The organism is Calidifontimicrobium sp. SYSU G02091 (assembly GCF_022631395.1).
In the GTDB taxonomy this organism is placed as follows: Bacteria; Pseudomonadota; Gammaproteobacteria; order Burkholderiales; family Burkholderiaceae_C; genus Calidifontimicrobium; species Calidifontimicrobium sediminis.
Genome location: NZ_JALBGB010000025.1, coordinates 27,778 through 48,825 on the forward strand (window position 1 = coordinate 27,778; position 21,048 = coordinate 48,825).

Sequence of the window (21,048 nt, forward strand, 5' to 3'; positions counted from 1 at the left end):
CCGAGGCCGCCGCCCATGCCGCCGCCTGAGCGGTGATCGAGACCGGCCCGACGCCGCCGACCCGGAGGAAGCCGTGCGGCGCCGTCGCGCACGCCGCTGACGCGCGGCGGCGGTCATCCCCCAGATGGGTTACACGCCATTACCCGTCCCGGCTATAGACGCTGCAATGCCCCCTTTTGCCTAATGGCGACAGGAGACACCCCCGGCTGCCCCCGGCGGTCGGGGTCACGCATGCCGGCCCCGCGTCGGCCGCATGAACGACAACGAATGGCGCCGACCCCGCTGCACGACCCGACCGCGCCGCCGATTCCCGGCGCCAAGACCGAGACGCGCAACACCACGTGCTACATGTGCGCGTGCCGCTGCGGCATCCGCGTGCACCTGCGCGAGGGGCCGAACGGCCCCGAGGTGCGCTACATCGAGGGCAACCCCGAGCACCCGCTGAACCAGGGCGTGATCTGCGCCAAGGGCAGCTCGGGGATCATGAAGCAGTACTCGCCGGCGCGCCTGACGCAGCCGCTGCTGCGCCGCCCGGGCACCGAGCGCGGCGCCGTGCAGTACGACGCGATCCCGTGGGAGCAGGCGTTCGCGATCCTGACCGAGCGCCTCGCGAAGATCCGCGCGACCGACCCCAAGAAGTTCGCTCTCTTCACGGGGCGCGACCAGATGCAGGCGCTCACGGGCCTGTTCGCACGGCAGTTCGGCACGCCGAACTACGCCGCGCACGGCGGCTTCTGCTCGGTGAACATGGCCGCCGGCATGATCTACACGATCGGCGGCTCGTTCTGGGAGTTCGGCGGCCCCGACCTCGACCGCGCCAAGCTGTTCGTGATGATCGGCACCGCCGAGGACCACCACAGCAACCCGCTGAAGATCGCGATCAGCAAGTTCAAGCGCGCGGGCGGCCGCTTCGTGTCGATCAACCCGGTGCGCACCGGCTACTCGGCGATCGCCGACGAGTGGGTGCCGATCAGGCCGGGCACCGACGGCGCGCTGCTGCTGGCGCTGATCCACGAGATCGTCGCGCTCGGGCTGTACGACCGCGACTTCATCGCGCGCTACACCAACGCCGGCCAGCTCGTGAACCAGGACGCGGCGAGCGACGCGTTCGGCATGATGCTGCGCAACCCCGACGGCGACGTCGTCAACCCGCTGCGCCCGCACAACTTCTACTGGTGGGATCGCCACACCGGCAAGCCGGTCGCCGACCACACCGAAGGCGCCGACCCGGCGCTGCTCGGCCGCTTCACGATGCCCGACGGCACGCCCGCGGTGCCGGCGTTCCAGCTGCTCGTCGACCGCGTCAAGGACTGCACGCCCGAGTGGGCGGCCGAGATCACCGGCATCCCGGCGGCGACGATCCGGCGGCTGGCGCACGAGATCGGCATCACGGCGCGCGACCAGCGCATCGAGCTGCCGATCGCGTGGACCGACTGCTGGGGCCAGCGCCACAAGTCGGTGATCGGCCGGCCCGTCGCGTTCCATGCGATGCGCGGGCTCGCCGCGCACAGCAACGGCTTCCACACGATCCGCTCGCTCGCGATCCTGATGAGCCTGCTCGGCACGATCGACCGCCCGGGCGGGTTCCGCCACAAGGCGCCGTACCCGCGCGCGGTGCCGCCGAACGCACGACCGCCGAAGGGCCCGCAGGCGGTGCAGCCGAACAAGCCGCTCGACGGCGCGCCGCTGGGCTGGCCCGAGAGCCCCGACGACCTGTTCGTCGACGAGCGCGGCGAGCCGGTGCGCATCGACAAGGGCTTCAGCTGGGAGCACCCGCTGTCGGCGCACGGGCTGATGCACAACGTCATCACCAACGCCTGGCGCGGCGACCCGTACCCGATCGACACGCTGCTGATCTTCATGGCCAACATGGCGTGGAACTCGACGATGAACACGTCCGAGGTCCGCAAGATGCTGAACGACAAGCGGCCCGACGGCGAGTACAAGATCCCGTTCCTCGTCGTGTGCGACGCGTTCCAGTCGGAGATGACGGCGTTCGCCGACCTCATCCTGCCCGACACGACGTACCTCGAGCGGCACGACTGCATGTCGATCCTCGACCGGCCGATCAGCGAGTTCGACGGCCCGGTCGACGCGGTGCGCGTCCCGGTGCTGCCGCCGCTCGGGCAGTGCAAGCCGTTCCAGGAGGTGCTCGTCGAGCTCGCGAGCCGGCTGAAGCTGCCGGCGTTCACGAACGTCGACGGCAGCCGCAGGTTCAAGGACTACCCCGACTTCATCGTCCACTACGAGACGGCGCCCGGTTCGGGCATCGGCTTCCTCGCCGGCTGGCGCGGCAAGGACGGCAGCCAGTCGATGCGCGGCGAGCCGAACCCGCGCCAGTGGGAGATGTACGCGCAGAACCACTGCGTCCACCACCACGTGCTGCCACCCGAGGCGCAGTACATGCGCAACTGGAACCGCGACTACATGGCGTGGGCGCAGAAGAACGGCCTGCGGCGCGACAACGACCCGATCGTCATCCACCTGTACTCCGAGTTCCTGCACAGCTTCCGCCTCGCGGCGCAGGGCAAGCGCGCCGGCAAGCAGCCGCCGGCGCGGCTGCGCGAGCGCGTGGCGACCTACTTCGACGCGTTGCCGTTCTGGTACGCGCCGCTCGAGCAGCAGGCCACCGACACGCAGAAGTACCCGCTCAACGCCGTCACGCAGCGGCCGATGGCGATGTACCACTCGTGGGACTCGCAGAACGCCTGGCTGCGCCAGATCCACACCCACAACTACCTCTACGTCAACCCGGCCACCGCGCGCAGCGCCGGCGTGGCCGACGGCGGCTGGATGTGGGTCGAGTCGCCGTGGGGCAAGGTGCGCTGCATGTGCCGCACCTCCGAGGCCGTCGAACCGGGCACGGTGTGGACGTGGAACGCGATCGGCAAGTCGGCCGGCGCGTGGTCGCTGGCCGACGACGCCAACGAGTCGCGGCGCGGCTTCCTGCTCAACCACCTGATCCGCGAGGAGCTGCCCGTCGCGCAGGGCGGCGCGGTGTCGAACTCGGACCCGATCACCGGCCAGGCCGCGTGGTACGACGTGCGCGTGCGCATCTACCCGGCGCAGCCCGACGAGCCGGCGGCGACGTGGCCGCAGTTCGAGCCGATGCCGCGGCTGCCGGGCATGCCGATCGAGCCGCCGAAAGCGCGCGCGTGGATGGCGGGGGGCAAGAAGTGACGCAGCTCGCGCTGGTCATCGACCTCAACGTCTGCGTCGGCTGCCACGCCTGCGTGACGAGCTGCAAGCAGTGGAACACGTCGGGCGCGGCCGGCCCGCTCGTCGACCTCGACCCTTACGGCGCCGACCCGAGCGGCACCTTCTTCAACCGCGTGATGACGTTCGAGGTCGGCGAGTACCCGAACACGCAGACGGTGCACTTCCCGAAGAGCTGCCTGCACTGCGAGGACCCGCCGTGCGTGCCGGTGTGCCCGACCGGCGCGAGCTACAAGCGCGCCGAGGACGGCATCGTGCTCGTCGACTACGACAAGTGCATCGGCTGCAAGTACTGCAGCTGGGCCTGCCCCTACGGCGCACGCGAGCTCGACGAGCAGCGCAAGGTGATGACCAAGTGCACGCTGTGCGTCGACCGCGTCACCGACACGACGCTGCCGCTGGCCGAGCGCAAGCCGGCATGCGTGCTCGCGTGTCCGCCCGGGGCGCGCCTCTTCGGCGACATCCACGACCCGGCGTCCGACGCAGCCAAGGCGATCGCCGAGCGCGGCGGCTACGCGCTGATGCCCGAGTGGGGCACGAAGCCGGCCAACCACTACCTGCCGCGCCGGCGCACCGAGATCACGATCCACCCCGAGGACCTGCAGCGCGTCGACAATCCGCTGCAGGTCGACGGCCTGCAGCCGGCGTCGCCCGCCGGCCCCGGCCGCGAAGACTTCGCCACCTGACATGCAACCGGCGTTTTCCGTCATCTTCCTGACGACGCTGATCGGCGCCGCGCAGGGTCTGTTCCTCGCGCTGTTCGCCGCCGAGCTCGCCGGCTTCGGCGCGGGCGACGGGCAGGCACGCTTCCTCGCGTTCGGCGGCCTCGTGGCCGTCGTGCTGACCGGGCTGGGCCTCGCCGCGTCGTTCTTCCACCTCGGCCGGCCCGAGCGTGCGTGGCGCGCCGCGGCGATGTGGCGCACGTCGTGGCTGTCGCGCGAAGTCATCGTGCTGCCGGCCTTCGGCGGCCTCGCGCTCGCGTGGGCCGCGGCGCACGCGCTCGGCCTGCCGGCCACGCGCGCGCTCGGCGCGGCTGCGGCGCTCGCGGCGCTGGCGCTGTTCGTCTGCACCGCGATGATCTACGCGTCGGTGCGCTTCATCCAGGAGTGGGCGAGTGCGCTGACCGTCGTCAACTACCTCGTGCTCGGCTGCGCGTCGGGCCTGACGCTGGCGTCGGCGCTGGCGGCCGCGCAGGCCCCGGCACTGGCGCGGCCGTTCGCGCTCGCGGCACTGGCGCTGACGCTCGCGGGGCTCGTCACGCGCGGCGCGTCGCTGGTGCGCAACGCGCGGCTGAAGCCGAAGTCGACGCTGCAGACCGCGATCGGCGTCAAGCACCCGCGCGTCGTGCAGCGCTCGATGGGCTTCATGGGCGGCTCGTTCAACACGCGCGAGTTCTTCCACGGCCAGACCCCATCGGTGCTGAAGAACGTCAAGTGGGCCTTCGTCGCGCTGGCGTTCGTGCTGCCGCTGGCGCTGCTGGCACTCGGCTTGGGCGGCGCCTCGGCGACGTGGTTCGCGCTCGCGTTCGCGGTGCAGTACGTGGGCCTGCTGGCCGAGCGCTGGTTCTTCTTCGCGCAGGCCAACCACCCGCAGAACCTGTATTACCAGGTGGTCGGCTGAATGCGTGACCTGCGACGCGCCGTCGCCCCGCTGCGGCCCGTGCTCGCCGCGGCCGTGCTCGCCGCCGCCGCGCTGCCGGCGCACGCGGCCACCGCGGCAGCGCCGGGGACGCCGTGGTGGGTCTGGCCGCTGGCGCTGTTCGTCGCGTGCTTTCTGATGGGCATCGTCGCGGTGCCGGCGGGCATCGGCGGCGGCACGCTGTTCGTGCCGATCGTCGGCGGCTTCTTCCCGTTCCACCTCGACTTCGTGCGCGGCGCCGGGCTGCTCGTCGCGCTGGCCAGCGCGCTGGCGGCCGCGCCGACGCTGATGCGCAGCGGACTGGCGAGCGTGCGCCTGGCACTGCCGCTGGCGTTGCTCGCGTCGGCGAGCTCGATCGCCGGTGCGCTGCTCGGGCTGGCGCTGCCGGTGGCGGTGGTGCAGACGGCGCTGGGCGTCATCGTGCTGGGCATCGTCGCGCTGATGTTCGTGGCCAAGAAGAGCGAGTTCCCGCACGTCGAGCGGCCCGACGCGCTCGGCCGCGCGCTGCAGCTGCACGGCGTCTTCACCGACGGCGCCACCGGGCGGCGCGTCGAGTGGCAGGTACACCGCACGCCGCTGGGGCTGGTCGTGTTCCTCGGCATCGGCGTGCTGGCCGGCATGTTCGGCATCGGCGCCGGGTGGGCCAACGTGCCGGCGCTGAACCTGCTGATGGGCGCGCCGCTGAAGGTCTCGGCCGGCACGTCGGGGCTGGTGCTGTCGCTCGTCGACTCGTCGGCGGCGTGGGTCTACGTCAACAAGGGCGCGGTGCTGCCGATGATCGCGGTGCCGTCGGTGGTCGGCATGATGCTCGGCGCCAAGATCGGCGCGCGGCTGCTGACGGTGCTCAAGGCGTCGGTGATCCGCAAGATGGTGATCGCGCTGCTGCTGTTCGCCGGCGTGCGCGCGCTGCTCAAGGGACTGGGGGTGTGGCCGTGAGCGCCGCGTCGCCGGGCAGCGGGCAGCCGCCCGAGCAGGTCCTGTACGCGCGGCTGCTCGACGCGGGCACGCGCATCGGGCTGGCCGTGCTCGTCGCCGCGTTCGTCGCCTATGCGTTCGGGTTCGTCACGCCGCACGTGCCGCTCGAACGCCTGCCCGAGGTCTGGGCGCTGCCGGTATCACAGTTCCTCGAGGCCACGGGACTGCCCGCCGGCTGGCAGTGGGTGCGCTTCGCGCACCGCGGCGACGTCGCGAACCTGGTCGGCATCGCAGTGCTGGCCGGCTGCTCGCTGTTGGCGCTCCTTGCGCTGGTGGGGCTGTACCTGCGCCGTGGCGAGCGGCTGTACGCCGCGATCTGCGCGGCCGAAATCGCCGTCGTCGTGCTCGCCGCCTCCGGCGTGTTGACGGCTGGGCACTGACGCACCGCGGAGGGCACGCGATGGGCCACGTCTTCGAGCGCCTGCTGCTGGCGACCGAGCACACCGAGTTCGACGTCGGTGCCGAGCGCATCGCGCTGCAGCTCGCGGCGCGCTGCGGCGTGCCGCTGGCCGCGGTGCTGCCGGTGGTCAGCAACGCCGAGTACGAGCTGGTGGCCCCCGAACTCGCCGAACGCGCCGACGCCGAAGCGGCGGCCAAGTGCCGCGACCTCGAGGCGGCCGCGCGCGCCGCCGGGGTCGAGATCGCGCTGCACGTGCGCCGCGGGCTCGAGCCGTCGCTCGAGATCGTCGAGGAGGCGCGCGAACTCGGCAGCGACCTCATCGTCGCGCGCCGGCGCGGCCGCCGCGGGTTCCTCGCCAACCTGCTGCTCGGCAGCATGGTCGGCGAAGTCGTGGCGCACGCGCCGTGCAGCGTGCTGCTCGTGCCGCGTGCGGCGGCGATGTGGTCGCGGCGCGTGCTGGTGGCGCTGGATCCCGGCGCGCCCGCCGCGCTGCGGCAGGCGCTGACCGACATCGCGGTCGGGCTCGCGCAGGAGTGCGCGCTGCCGCTGCACGTGACCTGCGTCGTCGACGGCGGCGCGACGGCGCAGCACACCGCCGCCGCCGAGGTCGTCGCGCACGCGCGCGGGCAGGCGCAGGCGCGCGGCGTCGACGCCGAGGGCGCCGTGCGCAGCGGCAGGCCCTACGAGCAGATCGTCGCCGCGGCCGACGCCACCGGCGCCGACCTCGTCGTCGTCGGCCGCCACGGCGGCGCGGTGGCGACTCGCGCATGGCTCGGCGGCACGGCGCAGAAAGTCATCGGGCTGGCCGAGCGGCCGGTGCTGGTGGGCGTCCCGAAGGAAACGCAGGCATGAGCGACGCACTGAATTATCTCGTCAAGGCCCGCCCCGACGCGGTCGGCCACTACTTCGCGTTCCTGAAGGCGTGCGGCAAGCACCTCGACCCGAAGACGCGCGACCTGATCTCGATCATCACCAAAGTGCACGCGCAGACCGAGCGCGGCTTCAAGCAGTACCTCGGGCGCGCGCTGCGCGACGGCGTCACGCCGATGGAGGTGCTCGACGCGCTGCTGATGGCGTTCCCGGCGCTCGGGCTGGCCAAGATCGTGTGGGCAGTCGACATCATCCTCGCGATGGACCTGCCCGAGTTCCAGCCGGCCGCGCTCGGCGCCGAGGGCACCTGGCACGACGTGATGCCGACCAGGGGCGTCAAGGCCGGCAGCGTGCAGCGCGTCGACTGCGACGGCCGCGGCCTGTTCGTCTACAAGGACGCCAAGGGCTGGCGCGTCTACGACAGCCGCTGCCCGCACCAGACGACCAACATCCCGCACCTGGCGCTGCAGGGCACGACGCTGACCTGCCCGAAGCACCAGTGGCAGTTCGACATCCGCAGCGGCGAGTGCATCGCCAAGGGCACGAGCCCGCTGCGACAGTGGCCGACCAAGGTCGAGAAGGGCCGGCTGTACGCCCGCTGGTGAGCGCGCCGGTGCATGGCATTCATTCGGTTTTCCCACCCCCCGGAGACGAGGAGACACGACGATGAGAACGACGAGGCATTCGATCAGGACCCCGCTGCGCGCGGCCGCGTTCGCGGCGGCGCTCGCGTGCGCGCTGCCGGCGCTGGCGACGAACGGCATGAACATGGAAGGCTACGGGCCGATCTCGACCGCGATGGGGGGTGCCTCGCAGGCGATCGACCACGGCACGGCGGCGCTCGCGCAGAACCCGGCGACGCTTGCGCTGATGGGGCAGGGGGCGCGCCTGGACGTCGCCCTCGGCCTGCTCGGTCCCCACATCGAGAGCAGCGTCGGGCCGTTTTCGGCCAAGTCCGGCGGCACCTCGTATGTGATGCCCGCCCTCGGCTACGTGCGGCGCAACGGCGACATCGTCTACGGCCTGGGCGTGTTCGCCCAGGGCGGCATGGGCACCGAGTACAAGGCCGATTCGTTCCTCGCCGCCGGATCGGGCGAGCCGGTGCGCTCGGAACTCGGCGTCGGCCGCGTGCTGCTGCCGCTCGCCTACCAGGTGACACCCGGGCTGGCGCTCGGCGGCACGCTCGACCTGATGTGGGCCGGGCTCGACATGCGGTTCGCAGCGCCCGGCAGCGACCTCGTGCCGCTGGTGACCGGCGGTGACGGTCCGCTCTATGCGGGCCTGGGCGCCCTGGCCGGCGCGTCGTGGGCGCGCATCGACTTCTCCGACTCGAGCGACTTCACCGGCAAGGCCAGGGCCATGGGCTGGGCCGCGAAGCTTGGCCTCGTCTACAAGGCGCGACCGGACCTGACGCTGGGTGCCTCCTACCAGATCCAGTCGCGGCTCAACGACATGAAGACCTCGTCGTCCGGCGCGACCCTGAGCGCCGACGGCGGCATCGTGATCCCGGGACGCATCACGGTCGAGGACTTCCAGTGGCCGTCGATGCTGGCGGCCGGCTTCGGCTGGCAGGCCACGCCGTCGCTGCTGGTCGCCGCCGACGTCAAGCGGGTCAACTGGTCCGGCGTGATGAAGGACTTCAAGTTCAAGTTCGACAACGCGAGCGGTTCGGTCAGTTTCGCGATCCCGCAGAACTGGAAGGACCAGACGATCTTCAACGTGGGCGTCGCCTATGCCGTCAACGGTCAGCTGACGCTGCGCGGGGGCGTCAATCTGGCCGACAACCCGGTCCCCGATGCGACGGTGAACCCGCTGTTCCCAGCCACCGTCGACAAGCACTACACCGTCGGCCTCGGCTACAAGTTCTCGCCGGCCAGCGAATTCAACGGCTCCGTGACCGTCGCCTCGACCAACACCGTGACCAACACCAACACCGGCATCGAGATCTCGCACCGCCAGCTGAACGTCCAGCTGATGTACACGCACCGCTTCTGACGCCCACCCGCCGGCGCCCACGCCGGCCGGTGGGAAGAAAGCGGGCGCCACATACCCTAGTAGGTATGTGGTACAGTTCGGTCCGGATCGACACTCCGGACCATGAACGTGTACCGCCCGCCCCTGATCGCCCTCGCCGCGGCCGCCGCCCTGGCGGCCGCCCCGTGGACCGCCACCGCCGCCGGCCCGGTGGCCACCGTCGCCGTCGCGACCGGCGCCACCGCCGCCGGCTTCGAGCTCGACGGCGCCCTCGAGCCGCTGCGCCAGAGCACGGTGGCCGCCCAGGTCGCCGGCAACGTCACGCAACTGCTCGTCAAGGCCGGTGACCGCGTCACGGCCGGCCAGGTGCTCGCGCGCATCGACGACCGCGACACCGCCGCCGGCGTCGCGCAGGCCGACGCCGGCGTCGCGCAGGCCGAGGCCGCGTTCCGCAACGCGAAGGTCCACGTCGAGCGCACGCGCGAGCTGCGTGCGCAGCAGTTCGTCAGCCAGGCCGCGCTCGACGTCGCCGAGACGCAGTTCAAGGCCGCCGAGGCCGCGCTGCGCCAGGCGCAGGCGGCGCGCTCGCAGGCGGCGCTGGCGCGCGGCTTCACCGCGGTGACGGCGCCGTTCGCCGGCGTCGTGCTCGCGACGCACCTCGAAGCCGGCGACCTCGCCGCGCCGGGCCGCCCGGTGGCCACCGTCTACGTGCCCGGTGCGCTGCGCGCCGTCGTCCAGGTGCCTGCCTCGCGGCTGCCGCTGGCGCGTGCGGCGCAGCGCGTCGAGGTGCTGCTGCCCGGCGCGACGCAGTGGATCGCGCCGGCCAAAGTCACGCCGCTGCCGTCGGCCGACGCGGTGTCGCAGACCGTCGAGTGGCGGCTCGACCTGCCCGCCGACGCCGCCGCCGGCCAGCTTCCGGGGGCGACGGTGCGCGTGCGCTTCGCGGCGCCGTCGGCACCCGCCGCCACCGACGCGGTGCCCACCGTGCCAGCCGCGGCGCTGCTCAAGCGCGGCGAGCTGACCGCCGTCTACGTCGTGCAGGGTGACCGCTTCGTGCTGCGTGCAGTGCGCACCGGCGCGCCGGTGGGCGAGCAGGTGCAGGTGCTGGCCGGGCTGAAGGCCGGCGACCGCGTGGCCACCGACCCGGTGCGCGCCGGCCTCGCCGGTGCGACGCCGGCACCGTGAGGGGCGCGCGATGACGACGGAGCTGAAAGCCGCCGCCGACACGGCGGGCGAACCGGGCGCGCCGATGGGCGTGTCGGGCCGGCTCGCGCGCGCGTTCCAGGCCAACGCGATCACGCCGCTGCTGGCGCTTGTCGCGCTGCTGGTGGGGCTGTTCGCGGTGCTCGTGACGCCGCGCGAGGAAGAGCCGCAGATCAACGTCACGATGGCCAATGTGCTGATCCCGTTCCCCGGGGCCAGCAGCGCCGACGTGCAGAACATGGTCGCGCGCCCGGCCGAGCAGGTGCTCAGCCAGATCCACGGCATCGAGCACACCTATTCGGTCTCGCGCCCGGGCGTGGCGGTGCTGACGGTGCAGTTCCAGGTCGGCGTGCCGCGCACCGAGGCGCTGGTGCGGCTGTACGACGTGCTCAACGCCAACCAGGACTGGCTGCCGGCGGGCCTGGGCACGCTGCCGCCGATCGTGCGCCCGAAGGGCATCGACGACGTGCCGGTGCTCGCGGTGACGCTGTGGGCCGACGACGCGCGCAGCGCCGAGGAGCTCGAGCGCGTCGCGCACACCGTCGAAGCCGAGCTCAAGCGCGTGCGCGGCAGCCGCGAGGTGCAGACCATCGGCGGGCCCGGGCGCGTCGTGCAGGTCACGCTCGACCCGAGCCGGCTGCGCCAGCGCGGCATCGACGTCGTGCGGCTGCGCGAGACGCTGGCCGCCGCCAACTTCGGGATGCCCGCGGGCCAGGTGATGGGCGCGGCCGGGCAGGCGATGACGGTCGAGACGGGCGAGTTCCTGCGCTCGGCCGAGGAGGTCGGCGACCTCGTCGTCGGCGTGCACGCCGGCAAGCCGGTGTACCTGCGCGAAGTCGCGCGCGTCGAGCCCGGCGCGGCGCAGCCGCAGCGCTACGTGTGGTTCACGCCCGGCGCGGCGCCGGCCGAGGCGCAGCCCGGCGGTCAGGCCGTCGGGCCGGCCGGCACCGCGTACCCGGCGGTCACGATCACCGTGACGAAGAAGCCGGGCGAGAACGCCGTCGACGTCGCCGCGGCGGCGACGCAGCGCCTCGACGAGCTGCGCAACACCGTGATCCCCGAAGGCATCCGCGCCACTGTGACGCGCGACTACGGCGCCACCGCGGCCGAGAAGGCCAACAAGCTGATCCAGAAGCTCGCGTTCGCGACCGGCTCGGTGATCGTCCTCGTCGGGCTGGCGCTCGGCCGCCGCGAGGCGGTGATCGTCGGCGCGGCGGTGATCCTGACGCTGACGGCGACGCTGTTCGCGAGCTGGGCCTGGGGCTTCACGCTCAACCGCGTCAGCCTGTTCGCGCTGATCTTCTCGATCGGCATCCTCGTCGACGACGCGATCGTCGTCGTCGAGAACATCCACCGCCACCAGCAGCTGACGCCGGGCAAGCCGCTCGCCGAGATCATCCCGCTGGCGGTCGACGAGGTCGGCGGGCCGACGATCCTCGCGACGTTGACCGTCATCGCGGCGCTGCTGCCGATGGCCTTCGTCACCGGGCTGATGGGCCCGTACATGGCGCCGATCCCGATCAACGCGAGCATGGGCATGGCGATCTCGCTGGCGATCGCGTTCACCGTGACGCCGTGGCTCGCGCTCAAGCTGATGAAGCCGCACGGCCACGCCGCGCACGACGCCGGCGCCGACCACGCGCCGAAGGGGCTGGCCGCCAAGCTGTCGGGCTTCTTCACCGCGCTGCTGATGCCGCTGCTCGACAGTGCGCGCAAGCGCTGGCTGCTCGCCGCGGGCATCGTCGCCGCGCTCGCGCTGTCGGTCGGGCTGGCCGCGGTGCAGTGGGTCGTGCTGAAGATGCTGCCGTTCGACAACAAGAGCGAGTTCCAGGTCGTCGTCGACATGCCGGCCGGCACGCCGCTCGAGGACACCGCCGCCGCGCTGCACGACATGGCCGCCTTCCTCGCCCGGCAACCCGAGGTGCGCGACCTGCAGGGCTACGCCGGCACCGCGAGCCCGATCACGTTCAACGGTCTCGTGCGCCAGTACTACATGCGCGCCGACGCCGAGCAGGGCGACCTGCAGGTCAACCTCGTCGACAAGGCGTTCCGCCACGAGCAGAGCCACGCGATCGCGCAGCGCCTGCGCCCCGAGCTCGAGAAGATCGCCGCCGCGCACGGCGCGCGCATCAAGGTCGTCGAGGTGCCCCCGGGCCCGCCGGTGATGAGCCCGCTGGTGGCCGAGGTCTACGGCCCCGACGAGGCCGGCCGCCAGGCGCTCGCGCGCCGCATCGAGCAGGCCTTCCACGCGACGCCCGACATCGTCGCCGTCGACACCACGCTGAAGGAGGACGCACCGCGCGCCTTCCTGCGCGTGCAGCGCCAGCGCGCCGAGTCGCTCGGCATCCCGGTGGCGGTGGTCGCGCAGACGGTGCACGGCGCACTGTCGGGCGCCGACGCCGCGTGGCTGCACGACGGCCAGAGCAAGTACCCGGTGCCGGTGCGGCTGCAGCTGCCGCGCGAGGCGCAGGTGGGGCTGGACGCACTGCTCGCACTGCCGCTGCGCGCGGCCAACGGCCAGCTCGTGCCGCTGTCGGAACTGGTGCGCGTCGAAAAGGGCGTCATCGACAAGCCGCTATACACGAAGGACCTGCAGCACGTGAGCTACGTCTTCGGCGACGTCGGCGCCGGCGGGCGCACGCCCGACTCGCCGCTGTACGGCCTGTTCGGCATCCGCAGCCGCCTGGCGGAAGCGGCGCTGCCGGGCACGACGCTGGGCGAGTACTGGATCCGCCAGCCGAGCGACCCGTTCCGCGAGTACGCGATCAAGTGGGACGGCGAGTGGCAGGTCACCTACGAGACCTTCCGTGACATGGGTGCGGCCTACGCGGTGGGGCTCGTGCTGATCTACCTGCTGGTGGTCGCGCAGTTCCGCAACTACGGCGTGCCGCTGGTCATCATGGCGCCGATCCCGCTGACGATCATCGGCGTGATGCCCGGCCACGCGCTGCTGGGCGCCAACTTCACCGCGACGTCGATGATCGGGATGATCGCGCTGGCCGGCATCATCGTGCGCAACTCGATCCTGCTGGTCGACTTCATCGACCTGCAGGTGAAGGAAGGCGTGCCGTTCAAGCAGGCCGTCGTCAACTCGGCCGCGGTGCGCGCGCAGCCGATCGCGCTGACGGCGCTGGCCGCGATGATCGGCGCCTTCTTCATCCTCGACGACCCGATCTTCAACGGGCTGGCGATCTCGCTGATCTTCGGCATCCTGGTGTCGACGCTGCTGACGCTCGTCGTGATCCCGGTCCTGTACTACGCGGCGTACCGGCGCCGCTTCGAAAGCCCGGTGCTTCCCTCGTGAACCCCAAGGAGTGAACCCATGACCGTCGAACGTTACATCCGCATCTTCGCGGGCCTGTTCATCATGCTGTCGCTGGCGCTGGGCGTCGAAGGCTCGCCGCTGTTCGTCAGCAAGTGGTGGCTGGCCTTCACCGCCTTCGTCGGCTTCAACCTGTTCCAGTTCGGCTTCACCAACTTCTGCCCGCTCGGCCTGATCCTGAAGAAGCTCGGCGTGCCGGAATCGAAGGCCGGCACCGCCTGCGCCAGCTGAGCCCCGGGAGCGCGACAATGGCCGCCTCGAACGACCGTCCTGACGACCGGGGTTGCGCCATGTCCATGCTGACCGACGAAAAGAGCCGTACCGACCTGCTCAACCGCCTCAAGCGCGCCGAAGGCCAGCTGCGTGGCATCCAGCGCATGATCGAGGAGGGCCAGCCCTGTCTCGACATCGCGAGCCAGATGGCCGCGGTGCGCAAGGCGCTCGACGCCACCTACGTGCGCATGACGGTGTGCTTCATGGAGCAGGAGCTCGCCTCGCGCGTCGGCGACGGCCGCCGCGGCGAGCTGCACGCCGTGCTCGACGACGTGCAGACGCTGCTGGGCAAGGTGCGCTGACGCGCGCGGGGTCGCGATGAGCGAGAAGAGCGTGACGGTGCGCCTGACGCAGGCGCATGACTACCAGTTCGACGTGCACTTCGGCGGCGACGTGCCGGTGCTGCGCAGCGACGAGCCGCCACCGCTGGGCCAGGGCGCCGGCCCGTCGCCGATGCAGCTGCTCGCCGCCGCGGTGGGCAACTGCCTGTCGGACTCGCTGCTGTTCGCGCTGCGCAAGTTCAAGCAGCAGCCCGAGCCGATCACGGCCGAGGTCACCGCCGAGGTCGGCCGCAACGCCGAAGGCCGGCTGCGCGTGCTCGGCCTGCGCGCCGTGCTGACGCTGGGCGTGCCGGCCGACGCACTCGAGCACCTCGACCGTGTGCTGGCCCAGTTCGAGGCGTTCTGCACCGTCACGCAGAGCGTCGGCCAGGGCATCCCGGTCACGGTGCAGGTCTTCGACGCCCACGGCGCGCGGCTGAAGTAGGCCCGCGCGGCGGCGCCGATGCGCCCCCTTTTCGACCGATCGCTGTCACACGACGCCGCTAGCCTCCCGGCAATGGCGCACGCACGCCCCGCGTCTGCGGGGCAGTGGTCGCGCCGGTGTCAACCGCAGGCACGCGCCGCGCGTGATCGTTGCAGCGCGTTGCCCTGGAGGGTGCATGGCAGCGTTCGAGTGGGGCTCCCGGCGTCTGAGCTGCGGCATCGTGATCGTCAACGACGCCGCCGAGCTGCTGCTGTGTCACGTCACCGGCCAGGACCACTGGGACCTGCCGAAGGGCGGCGCGCACGCCGGCGAGTCGCCGCGCGAGGCGGCGCTGCGCGAGACGCGTGAGGAGACGGGCCTCGCGCTGGCCGACGCCGCGCTGCTCGACCTCGGCCGCTTCGCCTACACCGCGCGCACCGACTTGCACCTGTTCGCGACGCTGCAGCCGCGGCTCGACCCGCAGGGCCTGCATTGCGAGAGCCGCTTCACGTGCCCGACGAGCGGGCGCAAGCTGCCCGAGATGGACGCCTTCGGCTGGTTCGCGTTCGACGCGGTCGCAGTACAGTGCCGGCCCAAGCTCGCGTCGGTGCTCGTCAGCCGCGTCGACCTGCCGCGCGTGCTGCAGCGGTTGCGCCGCCACGCGCCGGTGGCCGCCTGAACGCTGCCCCACCGGTGCCCCGCACGGGGCGCCTCGTCGGGGGCGTCGCGACGGCAGCGCGGCGCCGCCGCCCGCGAGCGCGCGGCGTCAGAACCCGCCGGGCGGCTGCCAGCCGGCCGTGCCCATCGCCGGCACGCGCAGCGGCGGCAGAGGCGGTGCGGCCAGTGCCGCTCGCTCCTGCACCTCGCGCGCGAGCGCGGCCTTGACGACCTGCGCCAGCGCGCCGAGCTGCTCGGCGTAGGCGCCCAGGACGTCGTCGAGCGAGACGACGCCCACCAGCTGCCCCTGCGCGCCCGACACCAGCAGCCGGCGCACGCCGTGCTGCTGCATCTGCGCGACGGCGTCGGCCAGGCTGGCGTCCTCGGGCACCGCGACCAGCGGCCCGCGCACGAGCGCGCCGACGCGCACGGCGCCGGCGTCGAGCCCGCGCGCGAGCGCTTCGACGGCCAGGTCGCGGTCGGTGACGACACCGGCGACGGCGTCGCCGTCGGGCGTCGTGTGCGTGACGACGAGCGCGCCGACGTGGTGTTCGCGCAGGCGGCGCGCCGCATCGGTGAGCGTGGCCCCGGCGTCGACGGTGACGACGGTGCGGGTGCAGATCGAGGCGATCGTCATGGCGGTTCCTCCAGGACGTGCGGTACGGCAAGTATGTGCGCGCCGCGCGGCCCGCCGGCGTGGAGTGGCGTCACTACCGGCGCCGAGGGCGCGGCCCCTAAGATGCCCGCGCATCGCGGCGCGGGAGACACCTCGTGTACGACTACCTCATCGTCGGCGGCGGCTCCGCCGGCTGTGTGCTCGCCGGGCGCCTGAGCGAGGACGCCGATGCGAGCGTGTGCCTGGTCGAGGCCGGCGCGCGCGATGACAGCGTGCTGATCCACTGCCCCGCCGGCCTCGCGGTGCTGGCGCAGACCGGCGGTGCGAACTGGGCCTTCGAGACGGTGCCGCAACCGGGGCTGGGCGGTCGGCGCGGCTACCAGCCGCGCGGCAAGGTGCTCGGTGGGTCGAGCTCGATCAACGCGATGATCTATCTGCGCGGCCAGCGCGAGGACTACGACGCGTGGGCCGCCGCCGGCAACCCCGGCTGGGGCTGGGACGACGTGCTGCCGTACTTCCGCAAGGCAGAACACAACGAGCGCGGTGCCGACGCGTTCCACGCCACCGGCGGACCGCTGAACGTCGCCGACCTGCGCAGCCCGAACCGCTTCGCGCAACGCTTCGTCGAGGCCGCGCAGCAGGCCGGATACCGGCTGAACCCCGACTTCAACGGCGCCGGGCAGGAAGGCTTCGGCCTGTACCAGGTCACGCACCGCGACGGCGAGCGCTGCAGCGCCGCCAAGGCCTACCTGACGCCGCACCTCGGCCGCGCGAACCTGCACGTGCGCACCGGTGTGCAGGCGTTGCGCGTCGTCTTCGAGGGGCGCCGCGCCGTCGGCGTCGAGGTGCGCGAAGGCGGCCAGGTGCGCACGCTGCGCGCGCGGCGCGAAGTGCTGCTCAGCGCGGGCGCGCTGCAGTCGCCGCAGCTGCTGATGCTGTCGGGCATCGGGCCCGGTGCCGCGCTGCAGCGCCACGGCATCGCCGTCGTGCACGACCTGCCCGGCGTCGGCGCGAACCTGCACGACCACCCCGACGTCGTGCTCGGCTACGACGCGCCGCACCTGACCGAGCTGTTCGGCATCTCGCTGGCCGGCGCGGTGCGCGCCGTCAGGGGCATCGTCGAGTGGCGGCGCCGGCGCACCGGCATGCTGACGACCAACTTCGCCGAGGCCGGCGGCTTCGTGCGCAGCCGCCCGACGTCGCGACGCCCGACCTGCAGCTGCACTTCGTGATCGGCAAGCTCGTCGACCACGGGCGCAAGACGGTGTTCGGCCACGGCTACTCGTGCCACGTGTGTCTGCTGCGCCCGGCCAGCCGCGGCAGCGTCGCGCTGGCCAGCGCCGACCCGCTGGCCGCGCCGCGCATCGACCCGAACTTCCTCGCCGAACGCAGCGACGTCGACGCGCTGGTGCGCGGCGTCAAGATCACGCGCGCGATCCTCGCGCAGCCGGCGCTCGCGGCGCACGGCGCGCGCGAGTTCGCGACGTCGGCCGCGGCGCGCGACGACGCGCAGATCGAGCAGTTCGTGCGCCGCCACGCCGACACGATCTACCACCCGGTGGGCACGTGCCACATGGGTCCGGGGCCGGCCGACGTCGTCGACGCGCAGCTGCGCGTGCACGGCGTGCAGGCGCTGCGCGTCGTCGACGCGTCGGTGATGCCGACCATCGTCAGCGGCAACACCAACGCGCCGACGATCATGATCGCCGAGAAGGCAGCCGACCTGATCCGCGCAGCGGCGAAGGCGGCGCCGGTCTGACGCGCGGCATGGTGCCGCGCACGGCGGGCTACTGCCGCGGCGGCCCGTGCGATGGCCAGTGCGCCTGCCACGCGGCGACGGCCTGCGCCGCCGCCTGCCGCAGCGCCGCGCAGGGTGTGGCCAGCGCCATGAGCAGCGTCTTGGCCGTGTGCGGCACGTCGACGGGGCCGCCGGTGTCGGCATCCCAGGTCGCGATCCACGCGGCGAGCTTGCGCCGCTGCCCCGGCTCGCCGGGTGGACGCAGGCTCACGCGCGGCAGGCCGAAGGCCAGCGCGACGATGCGCGCGTGCAGGCTGCTCGCGCACACCGCCCGCGCGCCGGCGACGACGGCGCACGTCTTCCACAGGTGCAGCGACTCGAACACGCGCACGCCGGCGGCCGGCAGCCGCGCGGCCAGCCGCTGCAGCACGCCGAGGTCGTCGTGCCACGGCGCGGCGCCGGCGCGCCACAGCACGATGCCGAGGCCCGTGGCAACCTGCACCGCGCGCAGCTGCGCGGCCAGCACGTCGAGCGTCGCGTCGTCGCCGAAGGCCGCACTCGCCTGCACGGCGACGTAGCCGTCGGCGAACGCGGCGGTGGCGCGCTGCACCTCGCCTGCCTGCATTTGCGCGGCGATGCGCGCGCCGAATGCCTGCGCGACGAGCACCGCCGGGTCGGGCACGAGCGCGCACTCGACGCCGGCGTCGTGCAGCGCGCGCTGCGTGACCCGGTCGCGCACGCTCAGCGCGTCGGCCGCGCGCAGCTTGGCGGCGACTTCGGCGCGCATCGCCGGTGCACAGCGCGCGAGGTCGACGCCGCCGACGCCGGCGACGACGAGGTGAGCGACGTGCGGCAGCGCCCCGCGCGCGAGCAGGTACGGCGCGCGATCGTCACGGCCGAGCACGTCGCGCACCCAGCGCCGGCGCGTCGACGGACGATGCGCGAGCCACGCCAGCGTCGGCTGCACCTGCCCGGGCGGCAGCAGCATCACCGCGGCCTGCCACGCGGTGCAGGTCAGCAGCTCGCCACCGAGCTGCAGCACGCGCACCGGACGCTCGCCGAGCTCGGCCGCGACTTCGGGCAGCGCGTGCACGCGATGGCCGCCGAGCGGGCGCAAGTCGCGCGAGGCCAGCCCGGCGAAGATCGGCGCCTCGCCGGGCTGCAGCGCCTGCGCGAGGTGCGCGAACAGCAGGTCGCCGAGGTTGTGGCGGTCGAACGCGCCGAAGACGACGAGCGACGCCGGTGAGCGCGCCGGCTCGGCACCGCCCGGCGCGCCGGCCGCGCCGCCGGGCGGCAGGCGGTCGTGCGGGTCGTCGCGGGGGCGACGGCGGTGGTTCACCGGCGGCGCGGTTCGGGGGCTCGGGACGGCGGGGCGCGGGCGCGCGCTCAGAAATCGGTACTGACGGTCTCGCGCGTGAACGCCGTCGTGTAGTCGATCAGCGCATCCAATGCCTTGGCGGCGCCGGGCTCGTCGCCGTCGGCGATGGCCTTGGCCAGTGCGCCGTGCAGCGACGCCATCGACTCGATGTCCCCCGCTTGCCGGTGGTGCAGGAACCAGAACCGCCGCGACAGGCCGTGCATCAAGCCCATCGCGCCGGCAGCGAACTCGTTGCGCGCCACGCGCACCGACAGGTCGTTGAACGCCTTGTCGGCGCGCATGAAGCGCGTCTGGTCCTTGGTCTTCGCCGCCGTCATGAACTCGCGCGCGAGATCGGCAAACTGCTTGCGTTCGGCCTCGGTCGCGCGGCGCGCAGCGAAGCGCGCGACGAGGCGCTCGACCTCGCGGCGCACTTCGAGCAGGCGCAGCTGCCGCTTGATGTCGAGCTCGGACACGAGCACGCCGCGACGCGGCAGGATCTGCACGAGGTGCTCGCGCGCCAGGCGCTGCAGCGCTTCGCGCACCGGGGTTCGCCCGATGCCCAGCCGCGCCGACAGCTCCGCCTCGCTGATCGCCGCCCCGGGTCGCAGCTCGAGCTGGACGATCATCTCCTCGATGCGCTCGTAGGCCTGTGTCGTCAGACTCGGTGACGGCGCGTGGTCACGTCGGGCCGCATCGGTCGCGCGCTTGACGGCCCGGCGGGCCGCGCTGCTGCGGCCCGAGGCCGATTTTCGAGCGAGGCCTTGCGTTGGCCGGTCCGCGATTTTTCTGGTCATCGACGCCTGCACCCGGAAAGTTCGCCGTGGAACGCGTGGCGCACGATGCGGGCGTAGTCGTCGGCCACGGCCCCGCCGGGCCAGGCCTTCGCCAAGCGCTTCACCGCCAGCCCATCTGCCACCAGCCGTGGCAGGTCCTCCTCAGCGACCCCGAACGCTACCAGATCGGTGGCGATGCCGACGCGGCGGACCAGCTCGCGCGTGAGCACGGGCGCCGAGCGCGCCAGCGCGAGGCTGTCGGCGCCCTGCGCGCCGGCCAGCCGTGCGATCTCGGCCAGCTCGTCGCGCCGGACGTCGACCAGCGCGTCCATCACGTAGGGCAGCATGACGGCGTTGGTGCTGCCGTGGCTCGCGTGGGTCAACCCGGCGAGCGCATACGCCAGCCCGTGGACCGCGTTCAGGCCTGCCGTCGCGTACGACATCGCGGCATACAGGCTGGCCCGCGCCATGCCCCGGCGGGCCTGCCGGTCCTGCGGGTGCTCGAAGGCCGTGGCGAGGTGACGGAACACCAGCGCCGTCGCCTCGCGGGCGAACAGGACGGTGAGTTCGCTGCGGCCGCTGTAGCCGGGATCCGGGTCGCCCTCCACGTCGAAGTCGATGGCGTCCTTCGTCAGCCACGACTCGATCGCGTGCGTCAGCGCGTCGAGGCCCGCATCGGCGGTCACGCGCGCAGGGCACGTGAGCGTCAGCTCGGGGTCGACGACGGCGACGGCCGGCCGCAAGCCGTTGGCCATCAGCGCGACCTTCGTCGCGCTGCCCGGCTGCACGAGGATCGCGCCCGGCGTGATCTCCGAGCCGGTGCCCGCAGTGGTGGGCACGGCCACGAGCGGCAGCGGCGCGACCGGCCAGTCGGCGTGGCCGACCAGTTCGCCGACGGGCCGCGCGTTCGGGATCGTGACCGACAGCGCCTTGGCCAGGTCGATGTTGCTGCCGCCTCCCCACGCGATCAGGTGGTCGGGCGCCACACCCTCGCGGGCGACCCACTGTGTCGCCTCGTCGACCAGCGTCGTCGACGGGTCCGGCGCACCGCCGTCGAACACGTGCACCGCGACGCCGTGGCCCCGCAGCGCAGCGAGCAGCCCGCCGAACTCGGCGCTGTGCTGGACGAACCAGCGGTCGGTGACCACGAGGGCGCGCCGCCAGCCGAGGCGCCGGCACAGCGGCGCGATGCGCAAGCGCGCGCCGTCGGCGCACAGCACGCGCGGCGGCGTGCACAGGGTGATCGGGTTGTCGGGACTTAGGGTCATGACGGATGCGTGGTCGTCGCC

18 protein-coding genes and 1 pseudogene are annotated in these 21,048 nt (G+C 72.9%); 15 read left to right on the top strand and 4 right to left on the bottom strand.

All coding sequences use genetic code 11. The features are described 5' to 3' along the window. Positions 1-348 precede the first annotated feature (348 nt). From MOJ79_RS14495 to MOJ79_RS14560, 14 genes are all read left to right on the top strand, one after another. On the top strand, positions 349-3,180 hold the full coding sequence (locus tag MOJ79_RS14495) for a molybdopterin oxidoreductase family protein (RefSeq protein WP_241924810.1): 2,832 nt from the start codon (positions 349-351) through the stop codon (positions 3,178-3,180). Continuing rightward, complete coding sequence (locus tag MOJ79_RS14500) at positions 3,177-3,902, top strand: 4Fe-4S dicluster domain-containing protein (protein WP_241924787.1); 726 nt, start codon at positions 3,177-3,179, stop codon at positions 3,900-3,902. The genes MOJ79_RS14495 and MOJ79_RS14500 overlap by 4 nt, the downstream gene beginning before the upstream one ends. A gap of 1 nt (position 3,903) precedes the next feature. Next, positions 3,904-4,836, top strand: a complete 933-nt coding sequence (locus tag MOJ79_RS14505; protein WP_241924788.1) for a dimethyl sulfoxide reductase anchor subunit family protein — start codon at positions 3,904-3,906, stop codon at positions 4,834-4,836. Further along, positions 4,837-5,790: a sulfite exporter TauE/SafE family protein gene (locus tag MOJ79_RS14510; protein WP_241924789.1), complete on the top strand. Its 954-nt coding sequence runs from the start codon at positions 4,837-4,839 to the stop codon at positions 5,788-5,790. Then, positions 5,781-6,209 carry a hypothetical protein gene (locus tag MOJ79_RS14515; protein WP_241924790.1) on the top strand — a complete coding sequence of 143 codons (429 nt, stop codon included), beginning with the start codon at positions 5,781-5,783 and terminating at the stop codon, positions 6,207-6,209. Before MOJ79_RS14510 ends, MOJ79_RS14515 begins: the two co-directional genes overlap by 10 nt. Positions 6,210-6,229: 20 nt before the next feature. Further along, a complete protein-coding gene (locus MOJ79_RS14520; RefSeq protein ID WP_241924791.1) occupies positions 6,230-7,081 on the top strand; it encodes a universal stress protein in 852 nt (283 codons plus the stop codon). Further along, positions 7,078-7,704 (top strand): Rieske 2Fe-2S domain-containing protein, encoded by a 627-nt coding sequence (locus tag MOJ79_RS14525; protein WP_241924792.1) that lies wholly within the window; start codon positions 7,078-7,080, stop codon positions 7,702-7,704. The genes MOJ79_RS14520 and MOJ79_RS14525 overlap by 4 nt, the downstream gene beginning before the upstream one ends. A gap of 61 nt (positions 7,705-7,765) precedes the next feature. After that, positions 7,766-9,094 carry an OmpP1/FadL family transporter gene (locus MOJ79_RS14530; RefSeq protein WP_241924793.1) on the top strand — a complete coding sequence of 443 codons (1,329 nt, stop codon included), beginning with the start codon at positions 7,766-7,768 and terminating at the stop codon, positions 9,092-9,094. 108 nt (positions 9,095-9,202) lie between these two features. Beyond that, the gene (locus MOJ79_RS14535; protein ID WP_241924794.1) at positions 9,203-10,258 is read left to right on the top strand and encodes an efflux RND transporter periplasmic adaptor subunit; all 1,056 of its coding nucleotides are present in this window, start codon (positions 9,203-9,205) and stop codon (positions 10,256-10,258) included. Between the two features lie 10 nt (positions 10,259-10,268). Further along, positions 10,269-13,580, top strand: coding sequence for an efflux RND transporter permease subunit (locus MOJ79_RS14540; RefSeq protein WP_241924795.1), 3,312 nt, complete (start codon positions 10,269-10,271; stop codon positions 13,578-13,580). An 18-nt stretch (positions 13,581-13,598) separates the two neighbouring features. Next, positions 13,599-13,829 (top strand): YgaP family membrane protein, encoded by a 231-nt coding sequence (locus tag MOJ79_RS14545; RefSeq protein WP_241924796.1) that lies wholly within the window; start codon positions 13,599-13,601, stop codon positions 13,827-13,829. A 59-nt stretch (positions 13,830-13,888) separates the two neighbouring features. Further along, positions 13,889-14,173 carry a metal-sensing transcriptional repressor gene (locus MOJ79_RS14550; protein ID WP_119353163.1) on the top strand — a complete coding sequence of 95 codons (285 nt, stop codon included), beginning with the start codon at positions 13,889-13,891 and terminating at the stop codon, positions 14,171-14,173. Positions 14,174-14,189: 16 nt separating this feature from the next. After that, positions 14,190-14,636 carry an OsmC family protein gene (locus MOJ79_RS14555; protein WP_241924797.1) on the top strand — a complete coding sequence of 149 codons (447 nt, stop codon included), beginning with the start codon at positions 14,190-14,192 and terminating at the stop codon, positions 14,634-14,636. A 175-nt stretch (positions 14,637-14,811) separates the two neighbouring features. Further along, positions 14,812-15,294: an NUDIX domain-containing protein gene (locus MOJ79_RS14560; RefSeq protein ID WP_241924798.1), complete on the top strand. Its 483-nt coding sequence runs from the start codon at positions 14,812-14,814 to the stop codon at positions 15,292-15,294. An 87-nt stretch (positions 15,295-15,381) separates the two neighbouring features. Here MOJ79_RS14560 and MOJ79_RS14565 read toward each other — a convergent pair whose 3' ends face one another. Next, on the bottom strand, positions 15,382-15,909 hold the full coding sequence (locus MOJ79_RS14565; protein ID WP_241924799.1) for a CBS domain-containing protein: 528 nt from the start codon (positions 15,907-15,909) through the stop codon (positions 15,382-15,384). A gap of 134 nt (positions 15,910-16,043) precedes the next feature. Here MOJ79_RS14565 and MOJ79_RS14570 point away from each other — a divergent pair. Next, positions 16,044-17,647, top strand: a pseudogene (locus MOJ79_RS14570) (GMC family oxidoreductase). 28 nt (positions 17,648-17,675) lie between these two features. Here MOJ79_RS14570 and MOJ79_RS19115 read toward each other — a convergent pair. From MOJ79_RS19115 to MOJ79_RS14585, 3 genes are all read right to left on the bottom strand, one after another. Then, complete coding sequence (locus tag MOJ79_RS19115) at positions 17,676-18,965, bottom strand: polysaccharide pyruvyl transferase family protein (RefSeq protein ID WP_241924800.1); 1,290 nt, start codon at positions 18,963-18,965, stop codon at positions 17,676-17,678. Between the two features lie 47 nt (positions 18,966-19,012). Further along, the gene (locus MOJ79_RS14580; protein ID WP_442863129.1) at positions 19,013-19,612 is read right to left on the bottom strand and encodes a GntR family transcriptional regulator; all 600 of its coding nucleotides are present in this window, start codon (positions 19,610-19,612) and stop codon (positions 19,013-19,015) included. A 164-nt stretch (positions 19,613-19,776) separates the two neighbouring features. Further along, a complete protein-coding gene (locus tag MOJ79_RS14585; protein WP_241924801.1) occupies positions 19,777-21,027 on the bottom strand; it encodes an iron-containing alcohol dehydrogenase in 1,251 nt (416 codons plus the stop codon). Positions 21,028-21,048 lie beyond the last annotated feature (21 nt).

Excerpts from the sequence above, each read along its gene's own strand:
- MOJ79_RS14495 (WP_241924810.1), top strand. The coding sequence starts at position 349 with ATGTGCGCGTGCCGCTGCGGCATCCGCGTGCACCTGCGCGAGGGGCCG.
- MOJ79_RS14505 (WP_241924788.1), top strand. The coding sequence starts at position 3,904 with ATGCAACCGGCGTTTTCCGTCATCTTCCTGACGACGCTGATCGGCGCC.
- MOJ79_RS14510 (WP_241924789.1), top strand. The coding sequence starts at position 4,837 with ATGCGTGACCTGCGACGCGCCGTCGCCCCGCTGCGGCCCGTGCTCGCC.
- MOJ79_RS14520 (WP_241924791.1), top strand. The coding sequence starts at position 6,230 with ATGGGCCACGTCTTCGAGCGCCTGCTGCTGGCGACCGAGCACACCGAG.
- MOJ79_RS14525 (WP_241924792.1), top strand. The coding sequence starts at position 7,078 with ATGAGCGACGCACTGAATTATCTCGTCAAGGCCCGCCCCGACGCGGTC.
- MOJ79_RS14530 (WP_241924793.1), top strand. The coding sequence starts at position 7,766 with ATGAGAACGACGAGGCATTCGATCAGGACCCCGCTGCGCGCGGCCGCG.
- MOJ79_RS14540 (WP_241924795.1), top strand. The coding sequence starts at position 10,269 with ATGACGACGGAGCTGAAAGCCGCCGCCGACACGGCGGGCGAACCGGGC.
- MOJ79_RS14545 (WP_241924796.1), top strand. The coding sequence starts at position 13,599 with ATGACCGTCGAACGTTACATCCGCATCTTCGCGGGCCTGTTCATCATG.
- MOJ79_RS14550 (WP_119353163.1), top strand. The coding sequence starts at position 13,889 with ATGTCCATGCTGACCGACGAAAAGAGCCGTACCGACCTGCTCAACCGC.
- MOJ79_RS14555 (WP_241924797.1), top strand. The coding sequence starts at position 14,190 with ATGAGCGAGAAGAGCGTGACGGTGCGCCTGACGCAGGCGCATGACTAC.
- MOJ79_RS14560 (WP_241924798.1), top strand. The coding sequence starts at position 14,812 with ATGGCAGCGTTCGAGTGGGGCTCCCGGCGTCTGAGCTGCGGCATCGTG.
- MOJ79_RS14565 (WP_241924799.1), bottom strand. The coding sequence starts at position 15,909 with ATGACGATCGCCTCGATCTGCACCCGCACCGTCGTCACCGTCGACGCC.
- MOJ79_RS14580 (WP_442863129.1), bottom strand. The coding sequence starts at position 19,612 with ATGATCGTCCAGCTCGAGCTGCGACCCGGGGCGGCGATCAGCGAGGCG.
- MOJ79_RS14585 (WP_241924801.1), bottom strand. The coding sequence starts at position 21,027 with ATGACCCTAAGTCCCGACAACCCGATCACCCTGTGCACGCCGCCGCGC.